Below are 19,824 nucleotides of genomic sequence, written 5' to 3'. Positions count from 1 at the left end.
CAGCGAACCACGAAATCATGACTTCACAACTCGGAACCCTGCGGCGGAACGGACTGAAGATTGCAGTCGTCGCTGTCCCGCTACTCGTCGGTGCGAGCGGGACGGCCGCTGCACACGGTGGCGGCTACGGCGGCGGGATGATGGGCAGCGGTTGGAGCGGTATAGGCGGCCTCGGCGGCTTCGGGATGCTCGGCGGAGGGATGCTCCTCTGGTCGCTGCTCCTGATCGGCCTCGTCCTGGCGCTCGTCTACGGCGTCGGACGCGGAAACGGGACCGACCGAGGAGACACGGCCCTCGCGGAGCTCCGCGAGCGCTATGCCCGAGGGGAACTCTCCGACGAGGAGTTCGAGTCCCGGCGAGCGTCACTGTCTCAGTGAGTGCCAGCCCAGTTTTCCCCTATTCTACGGTACTGGACTCGGTCCGTGGTATCCAATGTAACTGCGGGAGATTTGCTGACTCAGCAAATCGACTCGGCCGGTTATGACACTCGGAGGAGTAGAGAGTATTGTGAAGAAAATACACGGCAACTCAAGAGCACGCGGCCTCACAGTCTGACCTGAAAACGAACACCAACACACCACACAACAGCATGACGTACACTATCACCACCAGAATCGATGCACCGTTCGACGACGTCGTCGCCGCAGTCACGACTGCGCTACAGGACGAAGGGTTCGGCCTCCTCTGTGACATCGACGTACAGACGACGCTGAAAGAGAAGCTCGATGTCGAAACCGACCGGTATCGGATTCTCGGTGCCTGCAACCCACCACTCGCCCACGAGGGCCTCACTGCAGAACCCGACCTCGGCGCGCTGCTTCCGTGTAACGTCGTCGTCTACGAGGCGGACGACGGAGACATCGTGGTGAGCGCCGTCGATCCACAACAGCTCGTTGGCATCACGGAGAACCCGGAGCTCGACGACATCGGGGCGGATGTCCACGACCGCTTCGAGCGGGTGCTCGGAACGGTGAACGAGCAGTTCGCTACCGGAGGTGAGAGCGAATGACCACGAACAACGGGACCAGTACGATGACGATCATCCTCCTGGTCATCGGTGCGCTCGTCGTCCTCCCGCTCCTCGCGATGGGTGGCGGGATGATGGGGTATGGCGGCTTCGGGATGTTCGGCGGAGGAATGTTCCTCTGGCCGTTGCTCCTGATCGCTGTCGTGGGCGTCCTCTACTACGCAGCGAGAAATCGCGAGAAGTCGGAGTCGCCGAACTCCGCGCTCGCAACCCTCCGCGAGCGCTACGCACGGGGTGAACTCTCCGACGAGGAGTTCGAAGAGCGAAGACAGCGACTGGAAGAGCGATAACCAACGACCAAGACCACCTTCGATGAGTCCAAACAAGCCGACGATGACGACCACCAAACCCAACCCATCGCACCCGTTTTTCGCGGCCGTCTACGATCCGGTGATGGCTCACGCCGAGCGAGTGCTGTTGGAAGACCACCGCGAGTATCTCGCCGCGGATCTCCACGGCGCCGTCCTCGACCTTGGCGCTGGAACCGGGGCGATGTTCCCATATTTCGAGGCCTCGCTCGCCCATAACCCGTCGATAGACCTCCACGCAATCGAGCCCGATGCACATATGCGTCGCCGTGCGGTCGAACGAGCGACGAACCTCGGTCTCGATATCGAGGTTCGCTCCGACGGCGCGGGGTCGTTATCGTATGCCGACGACTCGTTCGACGTCGTCGTCACGTCACTCGTGTTCTGTACGATCCCGGATGTCGAGACCGCACTCGACGAGGTTGCCCGTGTTCTCAAACCAGGCGGCGAGTTCCGGTTCTTCGAACACGTCCACGCCGATGGCTTGCTCGCGCGTCTTCAGGATATCGTGAACCCCATCTGGCGTCGAGGCGCGGCGGGATGCAACCTCAATCGTGATACAGTAACGATGTTCCGGAACCACGACCGCTTCGAGATGACGGAGTTCGATACACTGGAGATCGGGATCCCGCTGGTGGCCCCGTTCGTCCGTGGAACACTCGTCTCTCAGGAAACGTCTCGGAAACCGTGGCACCGCGTGTTCGACAGCCTTCCGCTGGTATCGATCCCGGGATAACCCAGCAAACCTATGACTGAATCCAATCGACGAGAGTTCCTCACGCTGCTCGGCACCGGTGCCGTCGCAAGCGGGGGGCTCACAGGAACGGCAACCGCACAGCAGACGCCCGTCGTGGAGATGGGCAACAACTATTTCGACCCCATTGGGTTGCACGTAGAGCCAGGGACGACCGTCCGGTTCGAAATCGCCGCTGGTGCGCACTCGGCGACGGCCTACGAGGATCGGATTCCAACCGATGGAACCCCGTTCGACAGCGGGACGATCTCCAGCGGCAGCTTCGAACACACGTTCGAAACGCCCGGTACCTACGACTACTACTGTATCCCCCACAAGACCATCGGGATGGTTGGTCGGGTCGTCGTCGGCCAGCCCGGTGGCCCCGCCGAGGAGCGGCCCATCCCGGACGGTGACGTCCCATCGAGCGACACCATCGTCGAACGAGGCGCCGTTCCGTACGGGGACTCATCGAGTGGTGACGGCCCCCGCTCCGACGACGGGATGATGGGCTCTGGCGGGATGGGCGGCGGAATGGGTAGACGAAGAGATGGTGGGATGGGTGGCACCGGCATAGGCGGTGGTGGCTCGCTGTTGGGCGTATTCGGCGGGCTACTCGGCTTCCTCGGCATCGCCGGCGGAGCCGTCTACTGGCTCACGCAACGCGGAGGCGCGGAATCAACCACCGATTCGGCGATGGAGGTCCTCCACGAACGCTATGCACGGGGTGAGCTCTCCGATGAAGAGTTCGACGAACGCAAGAAACAACTCGAAGACTAGGGCTGCGTCTCGACCCAGCATCGTAGCTCTTCCTTTGGCGGCTCTCGAATGTCTCCCGAGTCGGTACCACTCGGGACCAGTACGACTGGGAGGCCACTCTTAGGCCGAGGCGTCGTAGCCAGCCTCGTTGACCGCGTCGACGAGGGCGTCTGCATCCACGGTCCCCTCGACAGTCGCCGACTCCGACTCGCGGTCGGCGCTCGCTGCCGTGACACCACTCACGCCTTCGAGGGCCTCTTCGACGGTCTGCTCGCAGTGCTCACAGGTCATGCCTTCCACGGTGATCGTCTGCGTCATACAGCCACACGTATGAGCGGCACGTCTTTGTCAGTTACTGCTTCGAATCCAAAGAATCTGCCCCGGTGCAGCTGCTGTTCGAAAGTAAAATATGGGAAACAGTATTGTGGTGCGGGCCGCCTACGGAGGATATGCGCGATTTGGATGAGACCGATATGGAGATCCTTTCGCTGTTGGCCGAAGACGCCCGTCGCCCGTTCAGCAACATCGGTGAAACGGTCGGCCTCTCAGGGCCAGCCGTCTCCGACCGTGTCACACGATTGCAGGAGGCTGGAATCATCAACGGGTTCACCGTCGACGTGAACCGTGCGCAGCTCCGTGCCGGCGTGCCGGTGTTCGTCCAGTTCGAGAACAGTTCCGACGCCACCGAGGCGCTTCGCGAGCGACTCAGCGGTGCGGACGGCGTCGAACATCTCTTCGTCACGGCAGAGGGGAAAATATGGGTCTACGGCCGCGCCGAGGGACAGAACGTCCGGCGGTGGATCGACGGTATGCTCGACGATCTCCCACCGACCGACTACTCGGTGACGCTCGTCGACGACCTCGAGTGGACGCCCTCGCTCGATGGCACCGAATTCGCCATCACCTGCGCGGAATGTGGGAACACCGTGGACAGCGAAGGTGAATCCACCCGAATCGACGACGACGTCTATCACTTCTGTTGTGGCTCGTGTCGCGGCCGATTCGAAGAGCAGTATCAGCGCCTCGAAGAGGGCGCCTAACAGACCGGGGTACCGTCCCGAAGTTTGTCACTCTCGTTTAGTTGGTGTCCGGTCGTCTCGTTGTTTCAGGCCGCGTGCGATGAAGACCGTCCCGCCGTTCGAAGCGCTGATTGAGACGGAGTCGAACGTTTCCCGCAGTGCCCGCTGGACATCGGTATCGACGTTCCAGTTCGTCGTCCATTTCGAGATGGGGACGATGAGCGAATTGAGGACTGTCCACGGAAACTCCTGAAAGGGTTGTGCGTCGAGGACGGCGATCCGCCCGCCGTTCTGGAGGACTGTGAACGCCTCTCGGATGGCGGCGTCGGGGTCGGGCATAGCAGTCAGCGACATCGCCGCGTAGACGGCGTCGAACGAGTCAGGTTCGATACCGAGTGTCGTCGCGTCACCGCGGATGACGTCGACGTTCTTCCACCCTTCCTGTCGAACCCGGCGTCTCGCTCGTCCGACCATCCCTGCACTGTAGTCGACGCCGACGACGTGTCCCGTTTCACCGACCCGCTCGTGGAGCGCCGCGAACGAGTTCCCCGGACCACAGCCGAGCTCGAGTACGTTATCGCCCGCATCGAGCGCCAACGCCTCGACGCTCTGGTCTCTGAACGATTGCTCTCCACCCAGGAACGCCAGCTCGTACAACAGGCCGAACGCCCTGTCGTGTCTACTCCACCAGTCGTATAACCGCTGACCGCGGTGGCGAGCAGTCACGAACACTCACCGCGAACGAGTGCCCTGACGGCGTTCGAAGAATACTCTATGGCGAGAGTCATCACGACACACCGTTGGATACCGAGACGTATTGTCGTTCTGTCTCGGGATTTTTTACTGGCTACTCGCCTTGTGATCCAGAACCCGCCATCTTGTAGCCAGCTAAAACGAATAGTTGGGCGCTGTCACGATTCGCTTTCGATTCCAAGCCATCTACTCCATCTAACATTGCCTTTGAAGCAGTAACCGCACTAAGGGAGGACCCCGTACTATAGTCCACCATGAGTACGCGAACTGCACACCTCGACATTACGGGGATGTCCTGTGCCAACTGCTCACAGACAGTTGGCGAGGCCCTCGAATCCCTCGACGGGGTGCGCGAAGCCAACGTCAACTTCGCCACCGACGAAGGGAGCGTCGAGTACGACCCTGACGAGGTAACGCTGAGAGCAATCTACGACGCCATCGAGAACGCGGGCTACGGTGCCGTCTCGGAGACGCTCACCATCGCCATCTCCGATATGACGTGTGCCAACTGCGCGGACACCAACGAGACCGCGCTCGAAGCCGTTCCCGGCGTCGTCGACGCCGAGGTGAACTACGCGACCGACGAGGCACAAGTCACGTACAACCCAGCCGACGCGGACCGCGAGGCGATGTACGACGCCATTGAAGACGCGGGCTACTCGCCCGTCCGCGAGGAGGGCGACGAGTCGGACACGGACGCCCGCGACGCCGCCCGCGACGCCGAGATTCGCAAGCAGCTCCGGCTCACGCTGTTCGGGGCGGTGCTGTCGGTCCCGATGCTGTTCTTCCTGGCCGATAAGTTCCTCCTCGGTGGGAGCTTCGTCCCCGAGACGGTGTTCGGCGTCGAGTTCGGCTGGGTCGAATTCGCGCTCGCGACGCCCGTCCAGCTCGTGCTCGGCTGGCCGTTCTACAAGAACTCCTACAAGGCACTCGTGAAGAACGGCCGCGCCAACATGGACGTCCTTATCGCGCTCGGTTCCACGACGGCGTACGTCTACTCCGTCGCGGTTCTCTCGGGGCTGATCGCCGGCGGCCTGTACTTCGACACCGCCGCGCTCATCCTCGTGTTCATCACGCTCGGGAACTACCTCGAAGCTCGTTCGAAGGGGCAGGCTGGCGAGGCACTTCGGCATCTCCTGGAGATGGAGGCCGAGACGGCCACCGTCGTCGACGATGACGGCAACGAGGAGGAGATTCCCCTCGAAGACGTCGAGGTGGGCGACCGGATGAAGGTCCGGCCCGGCGAGCAGATCCCCACGGACGGCGTGGTCGTCGACGGTCAGTCGGCGGTCGACGAGTCGATGGTCACCGGCGAGTCCGTCCCTGTCGAGAAAGAAGAGGGCGACGAGGTCGTCGGGTCGACCATCAACGAGAACGGCGTGCTCGTCGTGGAGGCGACGAAGGTCGGTTCGGATACGGCGCTCCAGCAGATCGTCCAGACGGTCAAGGAGGCCCAGTCGCGCCAGCCCGACATCCAGAACCTCGCGGACAGGATTTCGGCGTACTTCGTTCCGGCGGTCATCGCCAACGCCGTTTTCTGGGCTGTCGTGTGGTTCGCCTTCCCCGAGGTGCTCGCTGGGTTCGTCAACTGGCTCCCGGCGTGGGGGCTCGTCGCCGGCGGCCCGGCGGTCGCAGGCGGGACGGTCACGGTCTTCGAGTTCGCGATCATCGTCTTCGCGTCGGCGGTGCTCATCGCGTGTCCCTGTGCGCTCGGGCTGGCGACCCCGGCGGCGACGATGGTCGGTACCACCATCGGCGCACAGAACGGCGTCCTGTTCAAAGGCGGCGACATCCTCGAACGCGCCAAAGACGTTGACACCGTCGTCTTCGACAAGACCGGCACGCTCACCGAGGGCGCAATGGAGTTGACCGACGTCGTCGTCTTCGATGGCGATGGGCAACCAGTCACCGACGGCGGCGATACAGCCGCCGACGGCGGACAACTGACCGCTCACGATCAGCTCTCCAAAGAGGATGTCCTCCGGCTCGCAGCGACCGCCGAAAGCGGCAGCGAACACCCCCTCGCCCGCGCCATCGTCGACGGAGCGGAAGAGCGCGGTATCGATGTCACGGACCCGGACGACTTCGAGAACGTGCCGGGACACGGTATCCGTGCCACGGTGGGTGAGAGCGAGGTCCTCGTGGGCAACCGCAAACTGCTTCGGGACAACGGCATCGACCCCGAGCCAGCCGCCGAGACGATGGAGCGACTCGAAAACGAAGGGAAGACCGCGATGCTCGTCGCCTACGAAGGTGAACTCGTGGGCGTCGTCGCCGACGCCGACACGGTCAAAGAGAGCGCGAAAGATGCCGTGAGCCAGCTCAAAGCCCGCGGCGTCGACGTGATGATGATCACCGGCGACAACGAGCGGACCGCCCGCGCCGTCGCCGAGCAGGTCGGCATCGACCCCGACAACGTCCGCGCCGAAGTACTGCCCGAGGACAAATCCGATGCGGTCGAAGCCATCCAGGACGAGGGGCGGAAAGCGATGATGGTCGGTGACGGCGTCAACGACGCCCCCGCACTCGCGGTGTCCTACGTCGGCACGGCTATCGGTTCGGGGACGGACGTGGCCATCGAGGCCGCGGACGTGACGCTGATGCGCGACGACCCCCTCGACGTCGTGAAGGCCATCCGCATCTCCGACGCGACGCTCCAGAAGATCAAGCAGAACCTCGTGTGGGCGCTCGGGTACAACACCGCGATGATCCCGTTGGCCTCGCTCGGGCTGCTCCAGCCGGTGCTGGCGGCGGGCGCGATGGCGTTCTCTAGCGTCTCGGTGTTGACGAACAGCCTGCTGTTCCGCCGGTACACTCCTGATCACGACTACAAACTGTTCGACCGGCTCCGCTGATCTCTCACATCTCAGACCAATGTCTACCCTCTCTCGCCAGACGGTACGCGCGTACCTCGTCGGGACAGCCGACACCGAACCGACGTACCTCCGCGCCCGAGACATCGCCGACGATCTCGATGCGTCGCCCAAAGCCGTGGCTCAGTATCTCAGCCAACTCCAAGACGACCTCACCGACGTGTCGCTCGAACAGTGGAGTCGCTCGAAGAGCACGACGTGGCGACTGGAGGTGAGCGAGTCGTGAGTACCGTCAACGAACGTGTCGAAACCGTCCTCCCCGACACCGGCACCCGCGAATGGTGGGCACTGTATCTCCTCGCTCCAGTCGTTCTCGTCGGGCTCGGAATCCTCGCGTTTCCGACGCTCGTGTACGATCGCTTCATCTGGCAGTACCTGTGGGGCCCGGTTGTCGCCGACGCCGCAAGTCAGCCCGTGACACACGAGGGGATTCGTGCCGTCAGCGGGTACAACGCGGTGAACACGGTGACGTACCTCGCCGCAGTCGGGTACAGTCTTCCCGGACTGCGTGCGTATCTTGACCAGCTTGACGTCACGTTCGACGCCCGACTGGCGTACGGCTTCGCGCCGATCATCGTCGCCGGTGGCGCGATGCGCGCCCTCGAGGACATCGGCATCCTCGGGGACTACGCCGTGCTGTTCATCACGCCCTCTATCTACCTCGTCGTCACTGCCGTCACCGTTCTCGCGCTCGGCGTCGGGGCGCGTGCCCGTGATCGGGGACTCGTTTCGATCCCGCAGGTAGTTGGGGCGGTCGGGACGGTCTGGGCCATCGGAGCGGTCGGCTGGGCGTTCTTGTACGGCGCGACGAGTCCCGCCCCGCTTCGACTGTGGGTACCGGTCGCGACGACGGGCATCGCCCTCGGCGTCACCGGCCTGTACTACTGGGGAGCGGGCGTCATCGATGTCGCGAGCCTCCGGCATCCACTGTTCCTGCTCGCCGTCTTCGGTCAGACGTGGGACGGGGCACAGAACCTCATCGGCGTTACGTTCCTCGGCTACTCGCCGAAACTGGTCGTGACGCAGTTCGTGTATCGGGCGACCGGCTTTTCGGGGTCGACGTTCGTGCTCAAACTGCTCGTGACCGGCGGTATTGTGTGGTACCTCGCAGATGCGAAACCGGAGATGAATCGGACGTGGTGGTGGCTCATGACGTTCTTCATCGGGGCTATCGGGCTTCCGATGGGCGTCAGAGGGTCGCTCCGGATGATGCTCGGGGTTTAACAATGGATTCGATGAATACGACCGATACGATACGGCAGTACGGCGCGGCAATCGCCCTGGTCTCCGGGATTTACTCGCTAGTGTCCGCGACGGGTGGTCGAGGGATGATGGGGTCGAACAGCGGCCTCCTCATGGCGCTGCTCGGCGTCGTGGTCGTCGTCCACGGTGTCGTCCTGCTCACCCCCTATGCGAGCCGACTCGGGAACGCGAGTGGCCCGCTGATGATCGGCTACTCGCTGGTGATGCTGCTCAATCAGGCGCTCGTCGGTTTCACCGACAGCGCGAACTGGGGGATGGGAATGGGTGGCGGCATGGGCTCAGGGATGAACGGCGGGATGAGCGGCGGCATGGGATCGACGATGACCGCCGGGATGGGGTGGGATCTCGGGATGGTTGCCCTAGCGATACTGATGCTGATCAGCGGCGTCATCATGACGAATCGGTCCGGTTCGGGGACTGGAATGTGACCCATCGGTCGTGCCCATGAGCGCAGTCTCACGGGAGACGCTTCCTGCGTACCTCGCGCCGCTTCCCCGGTGTCTCGAAAACCTCGCACTTCGCTACGCGTGGGTCATCGTCGCAATCAACCTCGCTGGAACTGCCTTCGGCTTCTGGTACTAACGTTTCCAACTCGCGGGGACTCCGCTCGTGATGTGGCCGTTCGTTCCCGACAGCCCCGCCGCGACGCTGTTCGTGGCGTCAAGTCTCGCCGCGTGGAAACTCTCCAGCGACGATACGCACGCGGGGACATCGGTGAATCGGAGTTCCAAAGACGACGGGAGCGGTTAGTCGAAAACCAAGAAGACTGAGCACGTATTATCTGCTGAGAGTGGCAAGCACAGCGATTTATGCCGGTCCCCACCGTACGTTCTAGGAACCATGGTTCGGTGCTACATCTGTGAGTCTCAGTGTGCCAGCGACGACGAGGTGTTCGTCTGTGAACACTGTGGAATCACCTGCCACCGGCACTGTATGGTGGGATACGACACCGACGTCTGTCCGAAGTGCGTGGGTGAGCCGATGATCGGTGCAATCGAATTCTGAGAACACGATGGCTACGACTGTCGAACGTCCCGAAAGTGACGAGACGTGTGCATACTGCGGATCGCCCATCTTCGACCACGATCCGATCTGTGTTCGCGACTGCAACGATGACTGCAGTTCCCCGACGTACTTCTGTAACTACGCGTGCCTCTCCGTGTACATCGACGAACACGACCTGACGGCGGGCGATGCGTGCGAGTGGTCGCCCGACGGAGCCGACTGCTGCTGAATGGCTTCGCCTCGATACAGACGCGGAGGAACGTCTTGCCTGACTCTCACTTCCAGGCCATTCCCGAAGCAGTACTGGCAGCCGACCAACTTTATGCCCGTAGTCAACGAACTTCTCTACTGGTACACCATGTCCACTGAGCGCTCCTCCGACGGCTTGCTCCGCATCGTCCTGATCGTTCTCGCGGTGATCGTCCTGTTTCCGATGCTGATGATGGTCTTCGCCGCCCCGATGATGGGGATGATGGGCTGGTGGTGGGGCGGCGGCACGGCTGGCGGCCTCTCGCCGCTATGGGGCATCGGGATGATGCTCGTCTGGCTCGTCGTCCTCGTCGGCATCGGCTACCTCCTCTATCGCGGCCTCGTCAGCGGTGTGGGGTCGTCGCTGACAGGCGATAGGGCACTCGAGGAGCTCCGGGTCGCGTACGCGCGCGGCGATCTCTCCGACGAGGAGTTCGAAGAACGGCGGGCGAAACTCAGCCGAGAAGAGTCACAATAGATTCCAAGATGTTCCCGACAGTACGGCGACGCGAGTTCCTCACTGCAGTTGGAGCCGGTATCGCAGGTCTCTCGGGCTGCGTCGGCAATCTCCCGGGAAGCAGCGGCGGCGTCGATCGGACAATATACGTCGGCGCGTATCACTGGGGGTTCATCATCGTCAACGAATCCGGCGAGGAACAGGACCGCATCAGCCTGCAACGGAACGATGTTCTCCGCGTCGTCTCGTTCAACACACTCGCGAGCGAAGCCGTCCAGTCCCTTCCAGCATCGATCCGTGAAGCCGTCCCTGACCACGAGGCGCTCGAAGAACGAAACGAGGAGCACATCCCAGCCCCGTCCGACGGCGACTTCCACGAGCTGCTTGAAGAAGCGAACGAGCAGTATCCCGACCACAGCCTCGCGATCATGCCCTCGAGACAGGTCCACATGGGTGGCGGAATGATGATGCACCCGGTTTCACTTCCGCAAAATGCCACGAGACCCATCGTTCGACAGTTAGGGGCGACGCAACGGGGCGGTTACACGCTGAGTTGCCTGACCCACTGTGGCTATGGGCACCCATATATGGAAATCGACGGTGGCATCGTTGTTACATGAGAGTCGTTTTTGGATTGTGACGAGCCACCCGTCGAGTGGGACAGTGAGACGGTCGAACTAGCTGGTGAGCTGTTGGGCTTGCTCGATCCACGCTGCCACACGAGAGCTACTGATGTTAAGCCGATCAGGGAGTGCTGTCGGGTCCATGGCTGCGAGTTGGCTCATCGTGGAGATCCCTGCGTCGTGGAGACGCTCCTCGTACGCCTGACCGATGCCATTGAGCGTCTGCAGCGACTGTTCCTGGTCGGTCCCCCTCCGCAACATTGCTTCGGTTAGTCGTGTCCGGGTCCTCGATCGGGGTCTCCGACCGCTCCCGAAACCACGTCGCCACGCGAGGCCACAGCTCCGCATGAGCCTTCCCTGAGACAGCCATCCCGACGTGCCCGGTCGGAAACTCGTAGATGTCGGTGTCCTCGCTCGGCATAACGTCCGTGAATGGTTTGCTCGCGTCGGGCGGGATGAGGTGGTCGAACGAGCCGATGATCTGTAAGACCGGCATCGTAAGATTCTCGATGTCGACGGGGTCGCCATCCAAGACCAATTCGTTCCGGTAGAGAGCATTCGCCTGGTAGATATCCTCGATGAACTGGTGGTATGCCTCGCCCGCGATGTCGACCCCGTCACGCACCCAGCGTTCCATCCGGCCGAAGTTCTCGACGGCGGTCTTATTATCGAGGTTGTCAAACAGCATCGTGTACTTCCCGAGGTACGTATCGACGGGATTTATCTGAGCGAAGCCAGCCGCGAGAAACTCCGCCGGGACGTTCCCATAGGTCTCGGTGATCGCTCCCGGGTCGAAGTGCTCCGCACTCCCCCACTGTTCGAGGATACCACCTGTGTCGTCGAAACACAGCCCCGTGGCCATGAGGCCGAGATTGCTGACCTTCTCCGGATGGAGTGCCGCATACATCGTACTCAGCGTCCCACCCATGCAGTAACCGAGGACGTTGATCTCGTCAGTCGCCGTCCGCTCTCGGACGACGTCGGCGCAGTTGTCGATGTATCGATTCACGTAGTCGCCCAGCGTCAGCGACGCGTCGAGTCGAGACGGCTCGCCCCAGTCGATTAGATAGACGTCGAAGCCGTCCTCGAGGAAGCGTCGCACGACGCTCTTGTCAGGCTGGAGATCGAGAATGTAGGGACGGTTGATCAATGCGTAAACAACGAGCAGGGGCGTGTCGTGCGGGTCGTCTGTGAGTGACTCGTAGCGGAGAAGATCGAGTTTGTTCTCCGAATAGATGACCTCACTTGGCGTCTGCCCGACCTCGACGGAAGCGAGATCTCCGAGTCGCGCCGGAAGGAGGCGCATCGTCTCGACGGTGTCTGCCCCCTGGTCGAGTGTCCGACGCTGGAACTCTAGCCCCACTGTAAATGGATTCATGTTCATCTTCGTCTCACGTATTGTAGCGAATCACTCCGGGAGAGGGTCGATCAAGACCGTCGCTGTTCCGTCGAGGACGATCTCGCCAGCGTAGTTTTCGATGCGCGTCGTGAGTCGATAGCGATCGCCTTCGAGCTCGTCGACGATCTTGCACTGGGCCGTCAGTGAATCGCCGATATCGACCGGGCGACGGAACTCAATATTTTGCGAGATGTAGATAGTCAATCCAGGGAAGCACGCCAGTGCCGCGCTAATCAGTCCCGAGACGAGCGTTCCGTGGACGATCCGATGGCCGAACCGGGTCTTCTCCGCGAACGCGTCGTTGAGATGGAGTGCGTTCGTGTCGCTGGTCGCCTCGGCAAACTTCCGAACGTCGTCATCCGTAATCTCCTTCGAGAAGGTGACGCTGTCGCCCTCCTGGAGGGCTGTGGGATCTGTGATCTCGATGTCGAATTCGCCTTTCGCACGGCCGTATGGCAGACGGGGGATGATAGCCCCGCCTGCCTCGATAAGGTGTGGGTGGGGTGTCTCGACGTACTTCTCGGGCGCGCTAGCGAACAACGCTCGGCAGTCGTTCGAGCAGAAATAGAATGAATCGCCTTCGTACTCGGTAGTCGCTTCGGCGGTCTCTGTTGGGATTTCCATCCCACACACGGGGTCAACTGGCATAGGTACGCTGAATTGTTGGTTTTGGTTCCGAATGGCAGGGCTGTTCAGCAGGTGTGCTAGAGCATTACAAGGTGTAACAGTATCAAGGTGTGCGTCGCTTCTATATTCATTTGTGAGATAAAATTGGGGGGTGAATCGCCTCGGGGTATTCGCCTTGACCTTTATAAACACGTGGCAAAGCATCAGAGTCTGTCCCGCCCAGAGCGTCTCTCGTGACTCGGTTTGTGCGCCCCCGCGTCGACGAGGGCGTTCGTTCCATCCCATCCATGTCACTCAGCCACCGCCACGGAGACCGCAATCACCAACAGATCGCCGACGACCTCACGCCACAGGCCGCGACCAGAGCCCGCATCTCCACACAGCGCGCTGACCGACTCCGCGAGTTCATCCTCGGTCATCTCCCCGATGAGGTGACCGTCGACGTCGTCATCACATCCGGCGTCCAGACTGCCGCCGTCCTCCCGGCCGACGTCGACGCCATCGTCTCCTCAGACGCCACCGACATCGAACGCGCTCAGGCCGAACAGTTCCTCGCCGGCGTCGACGCTGATTATCTCGTGCTCGTCACCGGGAACGAAGCCGACCTAACGCGAATCCCGCTCAACGACCAACTCACCGCCGACCACGCCCACCAATTCGGCCTCGCCTTCCACGAACTCCTCCACATCCTCAAAACGGCGATCACCGCCATCGGTGAGCTACTCGATACCGAAATCGACTCGCAGTATCACGCGCAGGTCCACGACCTCATCAACATCATCGAAGACGGCGCAATCGAGAGCGAAGCCATGCACGGCGAGAACTTCAGCGACAACGCTGGCATCCGCCTCGAACTCACCCGCCGACTCCACTCGCAGACGCCCGACGACATCCCCACCGGACAGGAGGTTCGCTACTCGTTCTGGGACGCCGTCACCTCGTGTCTCTACGACGAAGCCATCTATCCGACCGGCATCACGGATGTCCTCCTCGACGAGGACGACGACCGAGTCCGCTTCAAAAGCGAAGCCGACCGCGACGCGTTCGAGGCCATTCACGCCGAGTTGTGCGCACTCTCGCGTGACGCACTCGCGATTCGGAGTGCAGACCGCGACGACACGACCCACGCTCACGACAAGACCGCCTCCGTCCGCCGCGCCCGTCGCGTTATTCAAACCTGGACCGACCATATCCAGCCCGTCCTCGAGGCCGACACTCAAGACCACCAACAGGCCCGACAGCAGGCTCAGGACGATGAACAAACCGGGGAAGATGGCCAGGGGCAATCTCAGGAGCGTGACGGCGACGAGCAGAGTCAACAGCAGGAGTCAGGCGGAGACGCCACAGGCCGCCCCGAGCCGGCGTCCGACGCCGACAGCGGCGGTGATATCTCCAGTGGAAACGGACAGCCTCAGAACGCCACAGTGGACGCCTCAGCCACGCCCGGTGAGAACGCCGAGCCATCCCTGCCCGAAGACTTCGACCCGGGCGAGGTCACACTCTCACGAGAGGCAACCGACGACCCCCATCAGAATATCTTCGAGCAACCGCAAGTCACGGCTGACCCCAATCCCGACGACGTCGACGCCGAGTCCTCCAGGCCGACCCCCAACGACGCCGATGACACCGAGGGCGACCCCTCCGGTTGCGATCCTGAACCTGAACCATCGACTCGGGCACAGGCGATTGCCCAAGCCACCGAGCGGGCCCGAGAACGCGAGAGCGCGGGAGCCGCTAACGGAACGGAGACAGAAACAGCTCCCAGCGATAGAGACGAGCCAAAAGCGCACCCAAATCCCGCTAACTCATCCGAAGCAGGCGGCCCGGCGGCGGGCGACCGTCCCCGAGAGCAGAGTAACCAACTCACGCTCGGCCACTTCGACGAAGAAGATCAACCCCGCACCGAGGACGAAATCGAAGAATCGCCCTCGTCCAGTGGGAATGAGAGTGAAGGAGAGAGTGAGGGTAAAACCGAGAACGGTTCCCCCGGCGTCGATGACGAGGGTGGTGAGGAGACCAGGGACACGGGAGATACAGAGAACACGGGGTCGACGAGTTCTGCGGGTAGTGTGACCGACCAGACGCCGGAGTTTCCCGATGGCCCGGCCCACGCACAGAGTTCCTCCCGGTCGAAGCGCGAAGAGCAGGCGGCGTACGAAAACGCCCTCGCCAGCGACGAGCGTGCAGCCCGTACCGAAGCCGACCGCGAACACATCGACGAACGGGCGCTCGAAGACGAACTCGACGCGCTCGCCGACCACCTCGACCGTCAACGCCGCCAGGAGACACCGGACACCAGGAGTGAGGAGAACAGCGGACAGCGTGGAGGGACGGGATACTCACCGGGGAGTCTCACCGACCTCGACATCCTCCCCTTGGCTAACGATCTTGTTCCACCCCGTGAGTGGGCCGCCATCGAAGACGGGGCCGGTCGGGTCGCCGACACGCTCGAAATGTATCTCCGACTCGACCGCCGCAAGAGTACCCGACGCGGACTCTCCGCCGGAGCCTACGATACTCGCGCCGGCCACCGCCTCGCCATCGGTGACCCTCGGGTCTGTAAGAGCCGGACGGTTGGTAACGAGAAACAGTACGCCCTCGTCCTCATCCTCGACCGTTCGGGGTCAATGCGAGGCGGGTCACCCGCGAAGATCGAGGTCGCGACCCAAGCGCTCACTCGATTGGCCCTTGCCGCCGAGAATCTCGGTATCCGCGTCGCGGTCATCGACTTCATCCACGGCAACGCCCGCCTCGTCAAGCCGTTCAGCATCGAGACGCGACACGTCCAGTCATCCCTTCTCGATACCTCCTGTGGCGGCGGGACGCCACTCGCTGAGGCTATCGACCTCGCGAACGACCTCATCGAAGCCCAGCGCGACGACCCGCTCATCATCAGCGTTGGCGATGATCAGACCTCGGCAGACGCCGTGAAAGATGTCATCCGCCGAGCGTACGCCCCCGTGTGTTCGCTCACCATCGCGACCGACACCGACCCCGGCACGCTCTCAGGCTCGGCTTCAGAACTCGCGACCTACTACGAGCGCCAGGAGACAGTCTATTCGCCTGAGCGTCTCAACGATAGACTCGACCAGTTCGCCAGTCTCCTCGCCGGTCTCTGAGGGTCACTCCTAGCCAATTTGTCGCCCCCGAAACGGTAGCGGGGCGTCCCTCCGACGCTCGCACCAGCCACCGAGTTATGTCCTCTCGAACACTCTATACAGCCGACGGCAACGTGCCCAGCCTCGTCCTCCCGCCGGGGGCGCTCGCCCACACCGACCGAGAATACGAGTACGACGTCGAACGCGATCCGGCCAACGTCGAACCGATCGAACACCAGATCCGCCTCGACTTCATCCGCGGTGGCCCCGTCCGCCGCGACCAACTTCTCGGCAGCTACAATCCGTGGAAGTACGACCCGACCGACCCCGCCACCCTCCCCTGGCAGGGCGTCAAGCAGAAACCACTCGGCCTCACCTACACCGAAACCTCCTGTGCCGCTCGCATCCACGAGGAGAAGCGATTCTACGGCCACGTCGACGACGACACCGTCCTCGCAGATGCCCCGGCCTTCCTAGCAGCGCGCCTCCGAATCGCTCGCGAACAACCCAACCCAGAACAGGCTCTCGAGGAAGAACGCCAGCGCCGAGAGAAATGGTATCGCGAACTCATCCCCGGGCCAAACCTCAGTCAGGTCCTCAAGGACTCGTCGTACGGCTCGCTCATCGAGGCGTGTATCGGGCCCGCACCCGACGCCGATCGCCTCCTCGAACACAACGCCTTCGTCGGAATGGTTCTCGTCGACGACGACACCGACCCCGACGCCTTCGATCGTGACCGCACCCTCGATTCCACGTACGTCCTCCGAGAATCCGCGCTCTCGCATACCCAGACCGATGACCCCGTCCGACTCGCTGACTACGGCATCGACCTTCCCGCCCCGCTCCTGGTCGGCGAATACCAAAGCGGCAGCCAGTACCCACTCATCCCGTGGGGCGACGCCCTGACCTGCGCCTGTCCGTACAAACAGTCCGCACCGTGGCGCGTGATGTGCAAACACGAACTGCTCGCGACCGTCGTTTGCGGCGGCCGCGACTCGATCTTCCTCCCCGTTTCCCGGGGCATCGACGTCCCGCACCGAGCGCGGCGCTTCGTCAGCCCCGAAATCGCGGTCTCACACCAATCCCGAGCGGAGGGCTATCACCGATGACGACGCTGCTCGAACGCGAACATCGGAAACTCGTCACCGACCCACTCGATGCCATCAGCCAGCAGACCGGCGATTCGCCGTATCAAGTGTTCTCGGATTGGATCGACCTCGCCCTCGCCAGTTTCAGCGGCGACGAAGACGCGTATCAAAAACCGCTCACCCGGTATGCGAACGACGGTCGCGATGAAGACACTGTCCGAGAGCTCGCAACTCAGCATGCAAACGCCCTCGGGGGACTCGTCCTCGCGATGGAACAGACCAACGAAGACGTTCTCGGCGGCGTGTACGAACACTACGGCCTGACGAGCAGTCACTTCGCCCAGTACTTCACGCCGGGGGCGGTGAGCCGCGCGATGGCAGCGATGAACCTCCCCAATGGTGAGGACCTCCGCGACGCCACCCCCGAAGACCCGCTCGTCATCGGAGACGTCTCCGGCTGTGGAAGTGGCCGACTCATCGTCGATACCGCGAACCACCTCCGCGAAATTGCTCCGGAGGCCCCCTCCGTCTTCCTGGGCTACGACAAAGACCCGATCTGCGCGAAAATGGCGGTTCTGAACTTCGTCCTCAACGACCTCACCGGGTACGTCTTGCTCGGTGATGCCCTGACACTCGAGGCTCACCGCGTCTGGTTCGTCAGCGTCGCCCAACTCGCCCGTGGCGACCACCCAGTGAAAGCCCTCGATGCCGACGGGCGTGACCGCGTGTTGGCCCGCTTCTTCGGTGTGCCACTCCACGACGGCGCGACCAAACCGTCGGTAGACGACGACGCCGTGGACGACGTTGACGACGAGGCCGACGCTGAACACGGCGAGCGCGTCACCGAACCGCCCACGGCACACACGTCGAGTATTGAATCTGACCTCGATGTCGCCCTCGACGGTGAGAACACCGCGCAGGTCGGCTTCGACGAGTTCGCGTGACACCCCGATGACCGTCTCCTGCAATCGGAAGAAGTGCGACCGAACCTGGCCTCGCGATCCCGTCCTCGAAATCCGGTGTCCCACGTGTGGAGCCGACATCGGGACGAAGTGCAAGCGCCCCTCCGGACACGGCGGGAACTTCGTCCACCCACACGCCGCTCGCGACCGGCTCGCCGTCGCTGACGGACACTACGGCGACTGCCCGCTGGGAATCTGCGCCGAGTCGCTTGCGCAAATGCCCAGCAGAGGAGCTACCCGGGGCTCAAAGAGCAGCAACACCACGCTCGAAGCCGGGTGTGAGACTGAGAGTGAGAACGAACGTGAAGACAAGACCGCAGACTCGACCAGCCAGCTCACGTTCGAGGAACTGTGACCGGCAGACAGTTCGGCTCGTCCTACGCAACGATTGGGCCGTCGGATGACTTCACTTTGTTGCGTAGGACACGCAATCCCGCCTCCGTTTGTCGCCCCCGAGTCGGTGAGGGACTCGAAACATGACCTTCGATATCGAGACGGACTCGCCCGAGCGTGTCCGCTACGAAGCCGAACAGCTCCACGAACTCGCCGTCAACCACTTCGGATACGACACGGAACACGTCCTGTTCACCGCCCACGCCGACGGCACGATCTCCGGCCGTATCGCACTCTACGTCGCCGGCGACTACCACGACTACGAACACGATGACAGAGACGACAGCGCCGACACCGATGCCAACGACGAGATAGAACAGGCCTCGATGAACGCTCGAGACGACACGTTCCACGACCAGGACCGTGACCCGGACCCACCGGGCGTCGGCGCAACCGTTCCCCGTCCGTCGGCCGACGCGACCACTGATACCGCCGAGGCCGGAGCCTGACGATGGGTGTCCTCGAGGACCACCCGGACGCCACGCACGTTCGCGTCACGTTCCACCCGCAAATTTGGCACCACGGCCGGGCCGTCACCAGCGACGACACCGAAACATATCTTGTACCCATCGAGCACGCGCTCACTCCCGACGGTGAACTCGTCGCCGACGATACGGACGGCTCGGACAAACTCGCTCGCGTCGACGACGCCCCCGATATCGCACGGAACTGGTCAGGCCCCTTCTACGTGACTGTCGACGAACTCGTCGATGAGATCGAGGTCGAGACCGAGACCGGAAACGAGCACACACCACGGTAACTGTGCCGCCCCACGACACCCTCTGCTGGGAAGACATTGACTTCGACGATATCGACTACGACGCCCACGATGGGAACCCGAGCGGCCACGAACGAACACTGCGCTCGCTCCGTTCGCAAATCGACTCCAGCGAAGCGATTCTGAGGCGCTATCTTCGCGAACTCGGCGTCCCAACCGGGGGCGACCTCGTCCGCGTCTCAATCCCGACGCACGTACAGTATCGCGATCCGTTCGCGTTCGACCGCGCACGCCGGGCCCGCACCGCCCAATCGAATCTTCGGAGTCAACGCCGACGCTTCTGCCAAGTCTATCGCGAGCATCGACGTCGCAAACACGACGCCGAAAACACCGAATCCAAGTAACAAACCCTCTGGCGCACATATACAGTACATTTACAACTCGAAATAGGGGTGTGTTACAACACGAAA

Annotated in this window: 24 protein-coding genes and 1 pseudogene; 21 read left to right on the top strand and 4 right to left on the bottom strand. The window is 62.5% G+C overall.

Translation table 11 applies throughout. The features are described 5' to 3' along the window. Nucleotides 1–17 precede the first annotated feature (17 nt). The 5 genes from C2R22_RS22805 to C2R22_RS22785 all read left to right on the top strand — a co-directional run bounded on the left by C2R22_RS22805 (nucleotide 18) and on the right by C2R22_RS22785 (nucleotide 2,848). Nucleotides 18–377, top strand: coding sequence for an SHOCT domain-containing protein (locus C2R22_RS22805; protein WP_103428055.1), 360 nt, complete (start codon nucleotides 18–20; stop codon nucleotides 375–377). A 212-nt stretch (nucleotides 378–589) separates the two neighbouring features. After that, nucleotides 590–1,009: a DUF302 domain-containing protein gene (locus C2R22_RS22800; RefSeq protein ID WP_103428054.1), complete on the top strand. Its 420-nt coding sequence runs from the start codon at nucleotides 590–592 to the stop codon at nucleotides 1,007–1,009. Then, complete coding sequence (locus C2R22_RS22795; RefSeq protein WP_103428053.1) at nucleotides 1,006–1,317, top strand: SHOCT domain-containing protein; 312 nt, start codon at nucleotides 1,006–1,008, stop codon at nucleotides 1,315–1,317. Before C2R22_RS22800 ends, C2R22_RS22795 begins: the two co-directional genes overlap by 4 nt. 22 nt (nucleotides 1,318–1,339) lie before the next feature. Then, complete coding sequence (locus C2R22_RS22790; protein WP_245903084.1) at nucleotides 1,340–2,071, top strand: class I SAM-dependent methyltransferase; 732 nt, start codon at nucleotides 1,340–1,342, stop codon at nucleotides 2,069–2,071. Nucleotides 2,072–2,083: 12 nt separating this feature from the next. Next, nucleotides 2,084–2,848, top strand: coding sequence for a plastocyanin/azurin family copper-binding protein (locus C2R22_RS22785; protein WP_103428052.1), 765 nt, complete (start codon nucleotides 2,084–2,086; stop codon nucleotides 2,846–2,848). Nucleotides 2,849–2,947: 99 nt separating this feature from the next. On the opposite strand, the gene C2R22_RS22780 is transcribed toward C2R22_RS22785, so the two are convergent. Then, nucleotides 2,948–3,145 carry a heavy-metal-associated domain-containing protein gene (locus C2R22_RS22780; protein ID WP_103428051.1) on the bottom strand — a complete coding sequence of 66 codons (198 nt, stop codon included), beginning with the start codon at nucleotides 3,143–3,145 and terminating at the stop codon, nucleotides 2,948–2,950. Nucleotides 3,146–3,276: 131 nt separating this feature from the next. On the opposite strand from C2R22_RS22780, the gene C2R22_RS22775 reads away from it, so the two are divergent. After that, nucleotides 3,277–3,867, top strand: a complete 591-nt coding sequence (locus C2R22_RS22775) for an AsnC family transcriptional regulator (RefSeq protein WP_103428050.1) — start codon at nucleotides 3,277–3,279, stop codon at nucleotides 3,865–3,867. 27 nt (nucleotides 3,868–3,894) lie between these two features. Here the strand turns inward: C2R22_RS22775 and C2R22_RS22770 are convergent, their stop codons facing one another. Next, on the bottom strand, nucleotides 3,895–4,572 hold the full coding sequence (locus tag C2R22_RS22770; RefSeq protein ID WP_103428126.1) for a class I SAM-dependent methyltransferase: 678 nt from the start codon (nucleotides 4,570–4,572) through the stop codon (nucleotides 3,895–3,897). A gap of 281 nt (nucleotides 4,573–4,853) precedes the next feature. Between C2R22_RS22770 and C2R22_RS22765 the strand changes: the two genes are divergently transcribed. The 9 genes and pseudogenes from C2R22_RS22765 to C2R22_RS22725 all read left to right on the top strand — a co-directional run bounded on the left by C2R22_RS22765 (nucleotide 4,854) and on the right by C2R22_RS22725 (nucleotide 11,066). Then, nucleotides 4,854–7,454 (top strand): heavy metal translocating P-type ATPase, encoded by a 2,601-nt coding sequence (locus C2R22_RS22765; RefSeq protein ID WP_103428049.1) that lies wholly within the window; start codon nucleotides 4,854–4,856, stop codon nucleotides 7,452–7,454. A gap of 19 nt (nucleotides 7,455–7,473) precedes the next feature. Further along, the gene (locus C2R22_RS22760) at nucleotides 7,474–7,698 is read left to right on the top strand and encodes a DUF7123 family protein (RefSeq protein WP_103428048.1); all 225 of its coding nucleotides are present in this window, start codon (nucleotides 7,474–7,476) and stop codon (nucleotides 7,696–7,698) included. Further along, entirely contained in the window at nucleotides 7,695–8,696 is a 1,002-nt protein-coding gene (locus C2R22_RS22755; RefSeq protein WP_103428047.1) for a DUF63 family protein, read from the top strand. Before C2R22_RS22760 ends, C2R22_RS22755 begins: the two co-directional genes overlap by 4 nt. An 11-nt stretch (nucleotides 8,697–8,707) precedes the next feature. Continuing rightward, complete coding sequence (locus tag C2R22_RS22750; RefSeq protein WP_245903083.1) at nucleotides 8,708–9,163, top strand: hypothetical protein; 456 nt, start codon at nucleotides 8,708–8,710, stop codon at nucleotides 9,161–9,163. A 16-nt stretch (nucleotides 9,164–9,179) separates the two neighbouring features. Further along, nucleotides 9,180–9,428: pseudogene (locus C2R22_RS22745) on the top strand (DUF1405 domain-containing protein); the annotation flags it as partial. Next, nucleotides 9,410–9,505: an SHOCT domain-containing protein gene (locus C2R22_RS27620; RefSeq protein ID WP_245903082.1), complete on the top strand. Its 96-nt coding sequence runs from the start codon at nucleotides 9,410–9,412 to the stop codon at nucleotides 9,503–9,505. The pseudogene C2R22_RS22745 and the gene C2R22_RS27620, both read left to right, overlap by 19 nt. Before the next feature lie 242 nt (nucleotides 9,506–9,747). Further along, a complete protein-coding gene (locus C2R22_RS22735) occupies nucleotides 9,748–9,969 on the top strand; it encodes a hypothetical protein (protein ID WP_103428045.1) in 222 nt (73 codons plus the stop codon). A gap of 93 nt (nucleotides 9,970–10,062) precedes the next feature. Next, nucleotides 10,063–10,467: an SHOCT domain-containing protein gene (locus C2R22_RS22730; RefSeq protein ID WP_394342405.1), complete on the top strand. Its 405-nt coding sequence runs from the start codon at nucleotides 10,063–10,065 to the stop codon at nucleotides 10,465–10,467. 8 nt (nucleotides 10,468–10,475) lie between these two features. Then, nucleotides 10,476–11,066 carry a hypothetical protein gene (locus C2R22_RS22725; protein WP_103428044.1) on the top strand — a complete coding sequence of 197 codons (591 nt, stop codon included), beginning with the start codon at nucleotides 10,476–10,478 and terminating at the stop codon, nucleotides 11,064–11,066. Between the two features lie 124 nt (nucleotides 11,067–11,190). On the opposite strand, the gene phaC is transcribed toward C2R22_RS22725, so the two are convergent. Further along, nucleotides 11,191–12,453 carry a class III poly(R)-hydroxyalkanoic acid synthase subunit PhaC gene (gene phaC / locus C2R22_RS22720; protein ID WP_321169926.1) on the bottom strand — a complete coding sequence of 421 codons (1,263 nt, stop codon included), beginning with the start codon at nucleotides 12,451–12,453 and terminating at the stop codon, nucleotides 11,191–11,193. A gap of 24 nt (nucleotides 12,454–12,477) precedes the next feature. Next, nucleotides 12,478–13,092 carry a MaoC/PaaZ C-terminal domain-containing protein gene (locus C2R22_RS22715; RefSeq protein ID WP_162562631.1) on the bottom strand — a complete coding sequence of 205 codons (615 nt, stop codon included), beginning with the start codon at nucleotides 13,090–13,092 and terminating at the stop codon, nucleotides 12,478–12,480. A 290-nt stretch (nucleotides 13,093–13,382) separates the two neighbouring features. Between C2R22_RS22715 and C2R22_RS22710 the strand changes: the two genes are divergently transcribed. The 6 genes from C2R22_RS22710 to C2R22_RS22685 all read left to right on the top strand — a co-directional run bounded on the left by C2R22_RS22710 (nucleotide 13,383) and on the right by C2R22_RS22685 (nucleotide 19,396). After that, a complete protein-coding gene (locus C2R22_RS22710; RefSeq protein WP_103428042.1) occupies nucleotides 13,383–16,214 on the top strand; it encodes a vWA domain-containing protein in 2,832 nt (943 codons plus the stop codon). 113 nt (nucleotides 16,215–16,327) lie between these two features. After that, complete coding sequence (locus C2R22_RS22705; protein ID WP_103428041.1) at nucleotides 16,328–17,302, top strand: hypothetical protein; 975 nt, start codon at nucleotides 16,328–16,330, stop codon at nucleotides 17,300–17,302. Beyond that, nucleotides 17,299–18,225, top strand: a complete 927-nt coding sequence (locus tag C2R22_RS22700; protein ID WP_103428040.1) for an N-6 DNA methylase — start codon at nucleotides 17,299–17,301, stop codon at nucleotides 18,223–18,225. The genes C2R22_RS22705 and C2R22_RS22700 overlap by 4 nt, the downstream gene beginning before the upstream one ends. A gap of 7 nt (nucleotides 18,226–18,232) precedes the next feature. Next, nucleotides 18,233–18,598, top strand: coding sequence for a zinc finger domain-containing protein (locus tag C2R22_RS22695; protein ID WP_042666275.1), 366 nt, complete (start codon nucleotides 18,233–18,235; stop codon nucleotides 18,596–18,598). 121 nt (nucleotides 18,599–18,719) lie between these two features. Then, entirely contained in the window at nucleotides 18,720–19,085 is a 366-nt protein-coding gene (locus tag C2R22_RS22690) for a hypothetical protein (RefSeq protein ID WP_103428039.1), read from the top strand. 2 nt (nucleotides 19,086–19,087) lie between these two features. Continuing rightward, complete coding sequence (locus C2R22_RS22685; RefSeq protein ID WP_103428038.1) at nucleotides 19,088–19,396, top strand: hypothetical protein; 309 nt, start codon at nucleotides 19,088–19,090, stop codon at nucleotides 19,394–19,396. Nucleotides 19,397–19,824: the final 428 nt, after the last annotated feature.

It is taken from the genome of Salinigranum rubrum, assembly GCF_002906575.1.
Taxonomy (GTDB): Archaea; Halobacteriota; Halobacteria; order Halobacteriales; family Haloferacaceae; genus Salinigranum; species Salinigranum rubrum.
Note: the sequence above shows the minus strand (reverse complement) of the source record. Positions and strands in the feature narration are given on the sequence as shown.